Raw genomic sequence first — 13,965 nt, forward strand, 5'->3', positions numbered from 1 at the left:
TTAGTGCTTCTCGAATTCCTCTCGTATCTCAGCTAATAGCCCCGGTTTCGTCAATAGATCCAGAGTTGTCAGGGCCATGGCCTTGGCAGCCAGGAGCATCGCCTGGTGCCCCGTTTCGCTATCGGCCGCAGCAGCGAACTCCGGGGTATGGGATACTAAACCCGGCGACCCAATGGCTACGCGGGGGTGGATGGCTGGAACGACGTGGCTGACGTTGCCCATATCGGTTGAGCCCATCTTCTTACGGCCGGATTCGTCGGTGGCGATGCCCAGGGCAGCATAGCTGGCCGTAAAAGCCTTGGCCAGGGCTCGATTGGACCGCATCTCCATAATAGGATGTTCAGAGGTGCGGATCGACACGGTTGCCCCGGTGGCCAAGGCACCCGCTTCGGCACATCGCTTCACCTTCTCCAGGGTTTCCAGCATATAGTTCGTATCAGCCGCCCGCACCCTGAACTCTGCCTCGGTATGGTCAGGCACGATATGGGGGGCCACACCGCCCTTAGTGATGATGCCGTGGATCCGTACATCATCACGCAGGAACTGTCGCAGGGCATTGATGTTGTTAAAGGTCTGTAACAGGGCATCTAGCGCGCTGATGCCCTCTTCCGGCGAGGCAGCCGCATGCGCCGGCTTTCCTTTGAAAGTGAATTCAACCCGGATCGAAGCCAGCGAACTGGACTCGACCGCTGTGATACCGGCCGGATGGACAAGCATCGCTGCCGCGACGTCAGCGAAAAGGTCGGCCTTCACCATTAGAGCCTTGCCAGCGCCACCCTCCTCGGCTGGTGTGCCCAAATAGGTCACCCGCCCAGCGAGGGAGGGCAAAACCTTTTTGAGGGCAAGGGCCGCCCCTAAGGAGATCACCCCGATCAGGTTATGTCCACAACCATGTCCAATCTCCGGTAGGGCATCATATTCGCCCAGCAAAGCGACGTTTGGCCCAGGAGCACTTCCCTGAGCTGTTCCGATGAAGGCTGTTGCGAGACCAGCCACCCCTCGCCTGACGATGAAGCCCGCCGTTTCCAGTTCGGTGGAGAGCAAATTGGCTGCCCTGACCTCCTCAAACTTCAGTTCTGGATGAGCATGGATCTCATGGCTGAGGGCGATCAGACGTGGGGCCAGTCTATCGACCTCAGCCAACAACTGTTTCTTCAATGCAACGACTGACTCCAAAATCACATCCTCCTTAACGAAATAGCCGCTCGAGCAGCGAGCGGCGAGATGTGTCCAGTCTTGTCCTCGCTGGTAGCGTACGACGTTGGCAAGAGCGCTAGTGCTTGACACAAAATGAACTATTGAGCAAATAACCTACTTCAACATCGGGATCTTGAGTCCATGTCGCTTGGCCATGGCCGCAGCCTCTTCATAACCGGCGTCGACGTGGCGCATAATGCCGATCCCCGGGTCAGTGGTGAGCACTCGCTCCAGGCGACGGGCGGCCTCGGGGGTGCCATCAGCGACAATGACCTGTCCGGCGTGAATGGAATAGCCTATGCCTACCCCTCCTCCGTGGTGAATGGACACCCAGGTAGCACCACCAACGGCGTTGATCAGGGCATTGAGGAGTGGCCAGTCGGCGATGGCGTCGCTGCCATCCTTCATGCCCTCCGTCTCACGATTAGGTGAGGCTACTGAGCCGCAGTCAAGGTGATCTCGTCCGATGACGATTGGTGCTGAAATCTCGCCCCGACTTACCAGCTCGTTTATGGCCAGACCGAAGCGGGCCCGTTCCCCGTAGCCCAACCAGCAAATACGAGCGGGCAAACCCTGGAAGGGCACCTTCTGTTGGGCCAACTTAATCCAGCGCACCAGATGCTCATCATAGGCGAATTCACGCATCACCATCTCATCGGTCTTGTAGATGTCCTTGGGATCACCGGAGAGAGCTACCCAACGGAAGGGTCCTTTGCCCTCGCAGAAGAGTGGCCGTATGTAAGCCGGCACAAAGCCAGGATAGGAGAAGGCCTCCTTGACACCAGCCTGATAGCCCCGCTGCCTTAGGTTATTGCCGTAGTCAAAAACGATGGAACCCTTAGCCTTCATCTCCAGCATCGCCTGAACGTGGACGCCCATAGAGGCGATGGCCAATTGACTGTGGCGGGCAGGATCGCTCTTCCACATCTTCTCCGACTCAGCCACGCTCAGTCCAGCTGGGACGTAGCTTAATGGATCGTGCGCTGGCGTCTGATCGGTAACGACATCGGGTATGATGTCCCGTCGTACCAGCTCCGGGTAGACTTCAGCGGCGTTGCCTAGCATCCCGATGGAAAGGGCCTCACCGCGCTCCTTGGCCGCCAGACCCTTCTCCAGAGCCTCGTCCAGACTGGTCGTCCAGGTATCAAGGTACTTCATCCCCAGGCGACGACGGATACGGCGCTCATCGACCTCCACGATGAGGCCTACTCCCTCGTTCATAGTTATGGCCATGGGCTGGGCTCCCCCCATTCCTCCCAGACCAGCCGTCAGCACCAGTTTGCCCTTCAGGCTACCCCCAAAGTGTCTCTGTCCAACGGCGCTTAGGGTCTCATACGTCCCCTGGAGAATGCCCTGAGTACCGATGTAGATCCAGCTACCGGCCGTCATTTGGCCGTACATCGTAAGCCCTAGACGATCCAGTTCGTCGAATATCTCCTGTGTTGCCCAAGCCGGCACCAAATTGGCGTTGGCAATCAAGACTCGGGGCGCATCTGCATGGGTGCGGAAGACGCCGACCGGCTTACCTGATTGAACCAGCAGGGTCTCATAGTTCTCCAGCTCCCGTAGAGCAGCTACTATAGCGTCAAAACATTTCCAGTTGCGGGCCGCTTTACCTCGACCCCCGTAGACGATCAGCTCAGCCGGTCGCTCGGCCACCTCTGGGTCCAGGTTATTCATCAACATGCGCAAAGCAGCTTCCTGTTGCCAGCCGCGGCAGGAGATGGTTGTGCCGCGGGGGGCACGAATGATGCGTGCAGTCTCAATCATGGCGTTCCTCCTTACCGAAACCTTTCTCTGATTCAGCCAGAGCATTACCACCTTGCCTCATATCCCCTCTAAGACCCTACGACCTGAAAAACCGTCCCTAGAGAGAAGTGGCTCATTCCTCTCTCCTAATATTAACATAAAAATCCCAAGGGGCGAGGAGAATCGCAAGCAGTGCCTGGCCTTGGACTAGGCTCAGGGATAATGGCAGGCCACATAATGCTCCTTCTCTAGTTCAACAAGCTCGGGCAACTGTTCACGACAGATATTCTGAACGCGATAACAACGAGGATGGAAACGACAACCTGGGGGTGGATTCAACGGGCTGGGCACTTCGCCCTCAAGCAAAATGCGCTTCCGACGCCGTTCTATCTCTGGGTCAGGGATGGGTATGGCCGAAAAGAGGGACTGTGTATAGGGATGCATGGGGTTGTTATATAAGACCTCACTATCACTGATCTCTACGATACGGCCCAGGTACATCACTGCTACTCGGTCACTGACATGTTTGACCACACTCAGGTTGTGGGCAATAAATAGGTAAGTCAGATTGAGCTGTTCCTGGAGTGATTTCAGGAGGTTGAGGATCTGGGACTGGATAGAGACGTCAAGGGCCGAAACCGGCTCGTCGGCCACGATGATGACCGGGTTGGGAGCCAGGGCCCGGGCTATGCCCACCCTTTGCCGCATCCCTCCACTCATTTGATGGGGGTAATAATTCCGATGGCCCGGATGCAGCCCTACCATGTTCAGTAGCTCTTGGATACGCCGACTGCGCTCCCGTGGCGTGCCTATGGCGAAGTTCTCGAGGGGCTCGCCGATGATTTCCCCTACCGTCATACGCGGGTCGAGACAGCCAGCCGGATCCTGAAAGATCATCTGCATCTTGTGTCGATTTTGCCGCAGGTTGGCACGGTCCATTCGGGCCAGGTCCTCACCCTCCAGCCTCACCGCGCCAGCCGTCAGCGGCACTAACCTTAAAATAGCCCGTCCCAGCGTTGTTTTTCCACAACCACTCTCCCCAACCAACCCGAGGGTCTCTCCCTTTGTAACCGTAAAGGAGACGCCATCAACAGCCCGGACTAGGCCAATCTGGCGAGCCAACAGCCCCCCTTTGATGGGGAAGTAGACTTTGAGTCCCTCTACCTCAAGGATTGGGGTGTGGTCGGTGTTTCCGGTTCTTGTCATAAAATATCGTCGCTCTCTTGATTCTAATCCCTCATCCGCACATCGAAGGCATCACGTAGTCCATCGCCTACATAGGAAAAGGCTACTACCAGGATACATAGGGCCAAGCTAGGCCAGAATACTTCGCCCCAGTTGGTCTCTAAACGGTTCGCGCCGGCCGCAATCATGATACCCAGGCTGGACATTGGAGGCTGAACACCCAGTCCCAGCAGACTGAGAATAGCCTCATTGAGAATCACCCGGCGGATGTCGATGGAAACCCAGACCAAAGACAGCCCCCAAAGTCCAGGCAAGATATGGCGGCGGATGATATTTAGCTCAGATGTCCCGCAGGCCATGGCTGCCTCTACAAACTGCTGTTCCTTAAAGGCTAATACTTGAGCACGGATGACACGCGTCATCGCTGGCCAGCCCACTAAACTGAAAATCAAGAACACCATAAATAGTCGCCCCAGGCCACCCATAAAGGTGTCGAATTGTCCCCCGAAGAGGGACATCACAAAGATAACCAGCAGTAGTCCAGGAAAGGCGAATACAAGGTCAGTGATACGGGAGGCAAGGCTATCTATCCATCTGCCAAGGTAGCCAGCTACTACGCCAATGCCTATTCCCAGGATAGCTGTAATCAATTCAGTGAAGATGGCAATAGCGAAAGATACGCGTAGCCCATAGAGCAGACGAGCCAGAATGTCGCGTCCCAGGTCATCAGTGCCCAACCAGTGGGTGGCGCTCGGCCAGGCATCTAATTGGGTGTAGTCCTGGAAGTAAGGACTGTGGCGGGAGACCCAGGGTGCAAAGATAGCTGCCAGGCAGAAGACAACGATCAGGACCAGGCTACCTATAGCTACGTGATCCCGGCGCAGGTGACGCCAGGCACGCCTCCAGGGTGAAATCGGCTCTACCTCTACCAGTTCCACCCCCTCTTTAGCTCGCAGGGGCCAATAGAGGGTTTGATTTAGGCCTACCTTGCTCTCCTCCATGCAGCTTCTCCTACAACCGGATGCGAGGATCAATAACGGTGTACAGGATGTCAGCAATCATATTCATCAAGGCCACAGCCACAGCCAGAATGAGTGTTAGTGCCGCTACCACAGGATAGTCATTCATCTGCGAAGCCTGTATGGCTATATAGCCGATCCCAGGAATATTGAACATCGACTCGATGATGAAAGCACCGGTGACGATGAAAGCCAAAGAGGGACTGAGGGCCGAGACCAGCGGAATCAAGGCGTTGCGCAGGGCATGGCCGTAGATGACCATTCGCTCTGGTAGCCCCTTAGAACGAGCCGTACGAATGTAGTCCTCGCGCATGACCTCGAGCATGGTACTACGGGTAAGGCGGGCATAGAAGGCCGTGCCTAAGGCCGTGTAAACTGCAACTGGCATAACCATGTGTGGGGCACTGCCCCAACCAGCTACCGGCAACCAGCGTAACTGCACGCCAAAGACCAGCATGCAGATCGGAATGAGGACGAAATTGGGCACCGAGTAAAGTATCATCATTACACCCATGTTCATCCGATCAATCCAGGTATTTTGCTTGATGGCCGATAGCACCCCACTCGGGATGCCAATGATCAGTTCCAGAAGTATGGCTAGACCACCTAGCTGTAGGGATATGGGTACCCCAGATCGAAGGATGTCCGCTACTGGCCTCTCAATGTAGTGATACGATTTGCCAAAGTCACCATGGAGCAGTTGCCACATGTAATTGATGTACTGTTGCCAGAGCGGCTGGTCAAAGCCATAGCTATGACGTAGCTGTTCGTAGACGGCCTGGTCATACCGTTCCCCCAGCATCATCGTGACCGGGTCCACGGGTACAAGATGAGAAAGAAGAAAGATGATGGTGACCACTCCCCAGAGGATGAAGACCGTCGAGAATAGTCGCTTAATGATAAATTGAATCATCCTCTCATCTACACCACCTGTTCGGCTGGCTTAGGGATGGCAGGCCAAAGGATATTGGCCTGCCATCCCATTATCTGGCGCAAAGATCAATGAGCAGATAGATACACTTTGGTCCAATCTGGGGCCATAACGCCAAGCATCCAAGAGGGGTATGGTACGAAGCCATGCACGTAGGGTTTCAGCCTGTACATGCGCACGTGTGAGCCGATGGGAATCCAAGCTACATCGCTAATGGCCATCTGCTCAGCCTCAGCGTAGAGAGCCAGCTGCTTTTTCTCATCGGCAAAGGTGACGTCAGCCTGATCAACCAGCTGGTCATATTTCGGGTTGCTGTATTCACACCAGTTGGTCGGCAATCCGGAATGCAGGAGCAGGCTGAGATAGTTCTGTGGATGAGGCCAGTCGGCTCCCCAACCGGTATAGATGAAGGGAAGGGTATGGTCATTACGCGCCTTGAGGAAGGCACCGAATTCCATACCATTGAGCTTCACCTCGATACCGACCTCTTTCCACATCTGCTGCATAGCCGTCACCGTTCTGGTCGTTTCTGGATCCGGCCCACCGGTTGGATAGGATAGGGTCAGTGGGGGCAGTCCTTTGCCTCCGGGGTAGCCAGCCTCAGCCAGCAACTGTTTGGCCTTATTCAGATCGTAGTTGTAACCCTTGATGTTAGGGTTATAACCCATCATGCCGGGCGGGATGATGCCCTTAATGGGGGCCAGCTGTCCTCGGAGCACTACGTTATCGATGGTGGCCCGATCCAGGGCGTGAGCCAGGGCCTGGCGTACCTTAGGGTTATCAAGCGGAGGATGTTTCAAGTTGAGCACTAAGGTCGCCACTCGCAGACGTGGCGCCCGGACGAAGTCAGGCTGTTTCTCCGCCTCAGCAATGTTATCGGAGGGTACCGTCGTGAGATGGGCCTCGTCTGTCAAATACATTTTATAGGCCGTGGCTGCGTCCTTAACGAAGGGCATGCGGTATTCGGCCAGTTGCAGCTTGCCACCATACCAGTAAGGATTAGGAACCAGAACCATCTCCGCGCCGTGCACCCAGCTCTTGATCATAAATGGTCCGGTGCCGATGTTGGTCTCCACCTTCGTGAAATCGCCCTTATTGGCCTCGACAGCAGCGCGTTTGACGGCCGCTGAGGTGGTGAAGTAAAAGGTATCCAGGAAGAAGCTGATCGGCTTCGTCAAGGTGATTTGAAGCTTAAGTGGGTCCAGCACCTTCACTCCACTGGCCGTGGCCGCCTTCCCTTCCAGCACATCAGTCGCTCCAGCGATTATGCCGAGGTAGGCCTTGGCCTGGCGGGATTTCGTAGCCGGGTTCAGGGTTCGGTTAATGGAATAGGCGAAGTCCTCGGCTGTACACGGCGTTCCATCGGAGAACTTAATGTCATTGCGCAGGTAGAAGGTGTAGACCAAGCCGTCCTTGGACACCTCCCATTTAGTGGCCGCATCTGGTACTGGTCTGAGGTCCTTATCTTGCTTCACCAGTCCACTGTAGACCAGGCTCACCACCTCTACAGAATTGCCGTCTCCAGCCAGAGCTGGATCAGTAGTCGGTGGCTCCGTGATGCCAATGTTGGGGAAGATCAACACCTGTTTGGGAGCCGGCGTGGGCGTAGGTGCTGGTGGCTTAGTCGGCGATGGTGCTGCTGTCGGGGTTGCTGCAATAACCGCTTTAGTCGGCTCAGGCGTCGGCTGTGGCGGTGCAGCGCAGCTACCGACCAGTACAGCAATGAGCGATACGATGACCAGTACCCCCATCCAGTTGAACCTGCGATTAGTCGGTGATAGCATTTTTACACACCTCCAAATTTAAAACTAGTCGACGGTCACCACAGACTATTGTAACGCAGTCTCGGCAGCGGCCACCCCCTTTCCCAAGATGTCTGAGCGCCCCATCTCCAGGAGCACTTGCTCTAAAACGCTAATACCGCCAATGATATCCAGATCGGTGACGTTCCCCATGTGGCCGAGGCGGACCCCTTTGCCAGATAGCACACCACTACACGGTGCTACCACCACGCCACGCTGCTCGACGCCGGCTCGAAAAGGAACATCGAGGACCCCTGTGGGGTAAAGGGCTACGGTCACCGTGCTGGCTGCTATCTCCTCTCTGGCCAGGAGCTGAAAACCCAGGGCCCGCAGGGCCGCTCGCACCGCCCTGGCCCAACGCTCATGCTGGGCGATGCGTTTCTCTAAGCCATCGCCCAGGATAAAGCGCAGCCCTTCACGTAAAGCATAAATCATATTAACGGGATGGGTCACGTGGGTCTCCGCGGTCGGGTTCTGAAGAACGCGGAGAAATTCCAGCCAGTCACCGTAGTAATTCGGGATGCTCTCCCTCTCACGACGTATCTGTAAGGACTTGGGACCAATGCCTACCATCGCCAGTCCGGGTGGACAGCCCAGCGCCTTCTGGGAGGCGGTGACCAGGACATCGATGCCCCAATCATCCATCGGTTCGCGCACGGCCCCAGTGCTTGATACACCGTCCACGAGGCATAGGGCATCATACCGACGCGCCAGGCGGGCGATTTCGGCTACAGGCGCACGCACACCGGTGGAGGTCTCCACGTGGGTCACTAACACAGCCTTGTAGCGCTGTTGTTTCAATTCGCTCTCTACTGTGCTCAGCGGTACGATCTCCCCAGGCTCAGTCAGCAGCTCCCTCACCTCTGCTCCATACCGTTGCGCTATCTTAGCGAAGCGCTCCCCCCATTTTCCATGGTTCAGAGCCAGCACCCTATCCCCAACCTGCAAGGTATTAACTATGGCCGACTCCAGCCCAAGCGTCCCTGAGCCAGCCATAATGATCACCGCGCCCCGTGTCTGCATGACCGCTTTCAAGTCAGCGATAGTGTCAAGAAGTATCTGGGCGAACTCCTTGCTGGTGAAGGAGAGGGTATCCTGGCTCAGGGCGCGCAAGATCCGGGCATCCACTGGGGTAGGGCCCGGGATCATAAGCAAAGGAACACTTCTCATTGGCGTCTCCCTTTATTCGCTCACTCGGCTACAAGGAGCGTACTCTCAAGAGGGAAGACCATCTCTATGGCCTCCTCCGGACACTCCAGCTTACATACCCCGCACTGCCAGCACTCCTCTGGATACTTGAGTACTACTTCTCCATCTTCCAGCCTGAGCACATCCTCAGGGCAATACTCAATACAAATTCCACAGCCGGTACACAGCTCTGGGTTTACCTTTGGTGGCATGTCAGGACCTCCCATAAATTATTGGAATGGGTCTTTGCGTGACCCTGATTCCTTCCCCATCCTTTTGCAGGACCACAAACTTGAGCCAGTTCTCATCGTTCCGCGCGGGGTATTCCCTGCGCTCAAAGTAGGGAAGGTGTCTGCTCTCCTTCCTTTCCAGAGAGGCGACGATGCACATGCGGGCCACATCCAAAAGGCTTTGCACCTCAGCAGTGCGGTAGGCCTCATGGCTGTCCCTGGCGATCAATCTGTGATTGGCGACCTCGGTGAGTTCCTCCACCTTTCGAAGGGCGTAGCGCAAGCCGCTCTCTGTGCGCGGTCTCTCCACCTGTTCAGACATAATCTGTTGCAGTAGCCCCTGCACCTCTGTCCATCTTAGCCCCTCCTGGCGCTGAAGGGGTGTCTCCAGCCGTCGTCGTTCGGCAGAGACCTGCTGGGGGTCGATCTGACCATGGGCCACATTGCTGGCGTAGGTAGCAGCACCTTCCCCAGCCTTCCATCCCATTGTGATAGCTCCCGGCATCCCAGCCTCGGCGACACCGCCCATAGCATCCCCGGCAGCGTAGAGTCCAGGCAGAGAGGCCCGGCCATAGCGATCGATGATCAGCCCACTGCGCCCGTCGCGGAGGTCATACTCAGTGATTCCCACGGCTAGCCTGGTCGCCTTACGAAACAGGCCGGATTGCTTCAGGTACTCCAGGAACATAGGGACCTCGCTGCCCAGACCCATCTCTACCCATTTCCAATTTTCGTCGGCGATGCCCGATGTATCGACGAAGAGAGGGCCGTTTCCTTCCTCGATTTCGCGGAGGAAGTTGGCCGCAAATTTGAAGCGGAGATGGGTTTTGGCAAAGGGCTCTCCCTTGACGTTGACTAACTTACCGCCAACATAAGTGAAATTGCCAATGGTCCCTGGTCTGAAAGACTTAGGCGCTGCCGTGCCCTCGGAAAATTCCATACAAGTCAGCTCGGCTCCGGCATGGAAGGCCATGGCAAAACCATCGCCCGTATCAGATGGCGCGGCGAAGGTGCTGAAGGGACGTCCCGAGGGGGTGTGATAGATTCGGGTTGCACCACCTGTAGTAATGACTACTGCTTTGGACTGGATCACAGTGAAGCAGTTCTGGCGATGGTTAAACACGAGGGCACCGATGACCCTCCCCTTGTCCGTAAGCAGACGGGTGGCCATACTCCGTTCCAGAACCCTGACCTTGCGTTTGCGGGCCTCCTCGGCCAATACGCGTTTGATGTTGTGCCCAGCAAAATGAATGCTCAGGTCGAAGGGATGAATGAAAGGTTCACCAACCCAGCGATATTCACCGTTAGCGGCGCGCATGTTGACCCCCCAGGTTTCGAGGTCCTTAACTCTCTCGAAGCTTTCCGTAACGATGGTGTGGAGAACCTCTTGATCCACCAGATATTCCACATTTTCAGCGTATTGCCGGATGAGCTGCTCGGCCGTCACACCCCTGTCAGGGGGTAACGTCCAGAAGTGATCCAGTCCCGTAGCGGCGCAGCCACTCCTTTCCGGCTTACACTTTTCCACTAAGGTCACATCCAGAGGGTATTCGCTGGCCTTTATCGCCGCCATACAGCCAGCCAGTCCACCACCTAACACCAATACATCTGTTTGTAGGGATCGTTCTTCGAATCTCATCTTGGCGATCTCCTCGAAATGATTATTTATGGGATACCCTCACCCCCTGACCCCCTCTCCCGTCCTTCCCGTCCGGGAGAGGGGGGATCGAGGCTAGGGCGGAGCCCTAGAACCCTCCCAGAAGGGGATGACCCCCTTCTGGACTACCCCCGTCTGAGAGGTGATTGAGGGCTAGGGCGGAGCCCTATCCTTCTTCGAAGGACTCCCAGAAGAGGGCAACCCCCTTCTGGACTACCCCCCAGCGCTCCAGCGGGAGGCTGTAAAGTGTTGCTACTGGACCCGCAATACCGGCTAAATCAGAGTGACCACCTCCGCCGCCCTCTCCACCAGCTCCCCCGAGCGTACCAGGTTGAAGATCTGCTCGATATCAGGGGCGAGGATACGATCCTCCGTCAATGGAGCCACCTTGCTCCGGATAAGGTCGTAGGCTACCGCCACTCCCCGTCCAAGATGGCCTGGCTGACGAAGGTCCAAGGCCTGCGCCGCGGCCAGCAGCTCGATGGCTACCACATACTGCGTGTTGGTGAGTATATCCCACCCTTTGCGTGCGGCGATTGTCCCCATGCTCACGTGATCTTCCTGTCCGGCCGAGGTGGGAATGGAATCGACGCTGGCCGGGGAAGCCAGTATCTTATTCTCAGAGACGAGCGCTGCTGCTGTATATTGGGTGAGCATCAGCCCCGAATTGAGTCCGCTGTTTCGTGTCAGGAAGGTTGGTAATTCATTAAAGACGGGATTCAGTAGTTTGTCAAGCCTTCGCTCCGATATGCTGGCGATCTCAGCGAGAGCGATACCCAAAAGATCCAGGGCCATGGCCACTGGCTCACCATGGAAGTTCCCCCCGGATATGACCAGGCCGTCGCTCGGAAAAAGGAGGGGGTTATCTGTCGCCGAATTCATCTCCGTGGTTAGAATACCTTTGACGAAGGCGATAGCTTCTCTGGATGCCCCATGCACCTGAGGGATGCAGCGCAAACTGTAGGGATCTTGGACCCTATTTGTGTTGGGCATCCTGTAGAGATCGCTATCCTCTAGTAGTGAGCGCAGGTTGAAGGCACACTGTGCCTGACCCTGGTGGGGGCGAAGGGAGTGAATTCTACTGTCGAAAGCGATAGGATCCGCTCTAAGGGCTTCACTGGTCATAGCTGCGGCGATGTCGGCTGTTTTAAGCAAATATTCCCCATCGTGTGCGGTCAGTATGCCCAGAGCGGTCATCACCTGCGTCCCATTGATCAAGGCTAGCCCCTCTTTTGGGCCCAGTTGCACGGGGGCGATGCCGCACCTCTCCAAGGCCTCACGCCCCTTCAAGTGTTGTCCTCGATAGATGGCTTCGCCCTCGCCCAGCATCACCAGAACCATATGGGACAATGGAGCCAAGTCGCCACTTGCCCCGACCGACCCCTTCGCCGGAATAAGAGGATGAACCCCCGCATTCAACATCGCTATCAGGGTCGAAATGACCTCAGGGCTGACGCCTGAGTGCCCCTTAGCTAGGGCATTAGCGCGCAGCAGCATGATAGCCCTCACCACCACCTCCTCGAGGGCCGGTCCAACACCAGCGGAGTGACTCAAGATAAGGTTTCTTTGTAGTGTACGGGCATCCTTGGCTGAGATGGGAACATTACACAGATGACCGAAGCCGGTGGTAACGCCGTATACGGTGGATTGTTGTTCTACCAGCCTTTGAACCATCTCATAGGACTCTAGCACGCCTCGCCGGGCATCTGAAGATAGAGCCACCTTCTTGTCATAGCGGGCAACAGCGATAACATCCTTGATGGTTAGGGATTGTCCATCCAGCACTATTTCTGGCTCGAAGCCGACCTTCTGCGCGGTTCGGCCGGGGGCTGCCTCACTGCTGCCAGCCATCTCGATTCTCCTCTTATCGGGCTTCCCGATGGTCTTCTTCACCTGATCTCCTCTAAACAGAAAAAGGGCAGGTCTCAAGCCCAATGGCTTGGACGCTGCCCCCTTGCGACTTTCGACTTTGGGCGGCGTCAAATTGCAATTTGCGCCTTGACCCACTGGCCAGGATGGGGTTGGCTACCGTCTTTCCGCTATGCTGTCACAGGCGAGAGGTTCCTCCTGCCAGTTCAGAAGTGGTTGATACCCAGACCGATTACCTCGTGTTCCCAGCCCTTAACTGGTGCCCCAATGCTGCCATAGAGGCAGAGGGCAATCCACTCACGATCGTTGGCGTCGCCCCTGGTTCTAGGTCCTCGCAGGATGGCGAAAGATAAGCCGACCGTGCGGAGCAGGTTGCCCAGGGCGAAGGGCCCCCGATAGACCCCATGGAGAGCTTCCAGAATCACATGGTAGAGCGCATGCTCATCGCCATAGACGCCATGGACGATACCTTCACGCCTGGCCGCAGTCTCTATGGCGGCCACAATCTTCTGCGTATCCATCGACCCTATTTGTCCCTTGCAGACGAGGAACCCGCTCTCCCTGGCCGCCTCAGTCAGGGGCTGTTCCAGGTCTGTTCCAATGGCCATAGTGACCATAATAGCCGCCTTACCGATGCGGTCCATAGTAAGCAGACCCGTCTTCGCCTCGGGTGAGGCAACCGCCGCTACATCTGCGGCATTAGGTAATGGCCACTCGTTCAAGAACATCACCCCAACCATGACTGGAACCACCCTTAATATAACACAGCCCGAACAGCATGTCAAATCACTGCTGTGCCAGGGTATCGAACAACGGGGGTTCCAAGGGGGCGTCCTTCTTCGAAGGACTGGGATGGCCTGGGGACACAGCCTCTCTTTCCCCTTCTCCCGCTGGAGTAAGGGGGGTGGGGGATAAGGGCATCTCCCCCAAGCGGGGGACAAGCCCTCGCGCTACGTCTTTATTCCCCCTCTCCCGCTGGAGCAAGGGGGAGGTCAAGGAGGGGGGCGCAGCCCTCAGGAGTGGGCAGATTTAATTGATGTTTTATCACTAGGCAGCCTCCTTACGTTGCTTGTGAGTTGGTGGTTTGTGAGTTTGATTAGCAAGGCTCATCTCAGGGTTGAATTGATGAATAAGTTGG

11 protein-coding genes are annotated in these 13,965 nt (G+C 56.3%); all 11 read right to left on the bottom strand.

Going from position 1 to position 13,965, the window contains the following annotated elements; all coding sequences use genetic code 11:
- The 11 genes from M1136_06395 to hutP all read right to left on the bottom strand — a co-directional run bounded on the left by M1136_06395 (position 1) and on the right by hutP (position 13,471).
- Positions 1 to 1,176 (bottom strand): M20 family metallopeptidase, encoded by a 1,176-nt coding sequence (locus M1136_06395; protein ID MCL5075260.1) that lies wholly within the window; start codon positions 1,174 to 1,176, stop codon positions 1 to 3.
- A gap of 135 nt (positions 1,177 to 1,311) precedes the next feature.
- Positions 1,312 to 2,967 carry a urocanate hydratase gene (gene hutU, locus M1136_06400; GenBank protein ID MCL5075261.1) on the bottom strand — a complete coding sequence of 552 codons (1,656 nt, stop codon included), beginning with the start codon at positions 2,965 to 2,967 and terminating at the stop codon, positions 1,312 to 1,314.
- Positions 2,968 to 3,159: 192 nt separating this feature from the next.
- On the bottom strand, positions 3,160 to 4,152 hold the full coding sequence (locus M1136_06405; GenBank protein MCL5075262.1) for an ATP-binding cassette domain-containing protein: 993 nt from the start codon (positions 4,150 to 4,152) through the stop codon (positions 3,160 to 3,162).
- 23 nt (positions 4,153 to 4,175) lie between these two features.
- Positions 4,176 to 5,132 (bottom strand): ABC transporter permease, encoded by a 957-nt coding sequence (locus M1136_06410; protein ID MCL5075263.1) that lies wholly within the window; start codon positions 5,130 to 5,132, stop codon positions 4,176 to 4,178.
- Between the two features lie 10 nt (positions 5,133 to 5,142).
- Positions 5,143 to 6,063, bottom strand: coding sequence for an ABC transporter permease (locus M1136_06415; GenBank protein MCL5075264.1), 921 nt, complete (start codon positions 6,061 to 6,063; stop codon positions 5,143 to 5,145).
- An 86-nt stretch (positions 6,064 to 6,149) separates the two neighbouring features.
- Positions 6,150 to 7,865, bottom strand: coding sequence for a peptide ABC transporter substrate-binding protein (locus M1136_06420; protein ID MCL5075265.1), 1,716 nt, complete (start codon positions 7,863 to 7,865; stop codon positions 6,150 to 6,152).
- A 45-nt stretch (positions 7,866 to 7,910) separates the two neighbouring features.
- Positions 7,911 to 9,053, bottom strand: coding sequence for an alanine--glyoxylate aminotransferase family protein (locus M1136_06425; GenBank protein ID MCL5075266.1), 1,143 nt, complete (start codon positions 9,051 to 9,053; stop codon positions 7,911 to 7,913).
- Positions 9,054 to 9,073: 20 nt separating this feature from the next.
- On the bottom strand, positions 9,074 to 9,283 hold the full coding sequence (locus tag M1136_06430; GenBank protein ID MCL5075267.1) for a ferredoxin family protein: 210 nt from the start codon (positions 9,281 to 9,283) through the stop codon (positions 9,074 to 9,076).
- A 1-nt stretch (position 9,284) separates the two neighbouring features.
- Positions 9,285 to 10,940 carry an FAD-dependent oxidoreductase gene (locus tag M1136_06435; protein ID MCL5075268.1) on the bottom strand — a complete coding sequence of 552 codons (1,656 nt, stop codon included), beginning with the start codon at positions 10,938 to 10,940 and terminating at the stop codon, positions 9,285 to 9,287.
- 291 nt (positions 10,941 to 11,231) lie between these two features.
- Complete coding sequence (hutH, locus tag M1136_06440; protein MCL5075269.1) at positions 11,232 to 12,809, bottom strand: histidine ammonia-lyase; 1,578 nt, start codon at positions 12,807 to 12,809, stop codon at positions 11,232 to 11,234.
- 224 nt (positions 12,810 to 13,033) lie between these two features.
- Positions 13,034 to 13,471, bottom strand: coding sequence for a hut operon transcriptional regulator HutP (hutP, locus tag M1136_06445; GenBank protein MCL5075270.1), 438 nt, complete (start codon positions 13,469 to 13,471; stop codon positions 13,034 to 13,036).
- Positions 13,472 to 13,965 lie beyond the last annotated feature (494 nt).

It is taken from the genome of Chloroflexota bacterium, assembly GCA_023475225.1.
Lineage (GTDB): Bacteria > Chloroflexota > UBA6077 > FW602-bin22 > JAMCVK01 > JAMCVK01.

Excerpts from the sequence above, each read along its gene's own strand:
- hutH (MCL5075269.1), bottom strand. The coding sequence starts at position 12,809 with ATGGCTGGCAGCAGTGAGGCAGCCCCCGGCCGAACCGCGCAGAAGGTC.
- M1136_06420 (MCL5075265.1), bottom strand. The coding sequence starts at position 7,865 with ATGCTATCACCGACTAATCGCAGGTTCAACTGGATGGGGGTACTGGTC.
- hutP (MCL5075270.1), bottom strand. The coding sequence starts at position 13,471 with ATGGACCGCATCGGTAAGGCGGCTATTATGGTCACTATGGCCATTGGA.
- M1136_06430 (MCL5075267.1), bottom strand. The coding sequence starts at position 9,283 with ATGCCACCAAAGGTAAACCCAGAGCTGTGTACCGGCTGTGGAATTTGT.
- M1136_06410 (MCL5075263.1), bottom strand. The coding sequence starts at position 5,132 with ATGGAGGAGAGCAAGGTAGGCCTAAATCAAACCCTCTATTGGCCCCTG.
- M1136_06405 (MCL5075262.1), bottom strand. The coding sequence starts at position 4,152 with ATGACAAGAACCGGAAACACCGACCACACCCCAATCCTTGAGGTAGAG.
- M1136_06425 (MCL5075266.1), bottom strand. The coding sequence starts at position 9,053 with ATGAGAAGTGTTCCTTTGCTTATGATCCCGGGCCCTACCCCAGTGGAT.
- M1136_06435 (MCL5075268.1), bottom strand. The coding sequence starts at position 10,940 with ATGAGATTCGAAGAACGATCCCTACAAACAGATGTATTGGTGTTAGGT.
- M1136_06415 (MCL5075264.1), bottom strand. The coding sequence starts at position 6,063 with ATGATTCAATTTATCATTAAGCGACTATTCTCGACGGTCTTCATCCTC.
- hutU (MCL5075261.1), bottom strand. The coding sequence starts at position 2,967 with ATGATTGAGACTGCACGCATCATTCGTGCCCCCCGCGGCACAACCATC.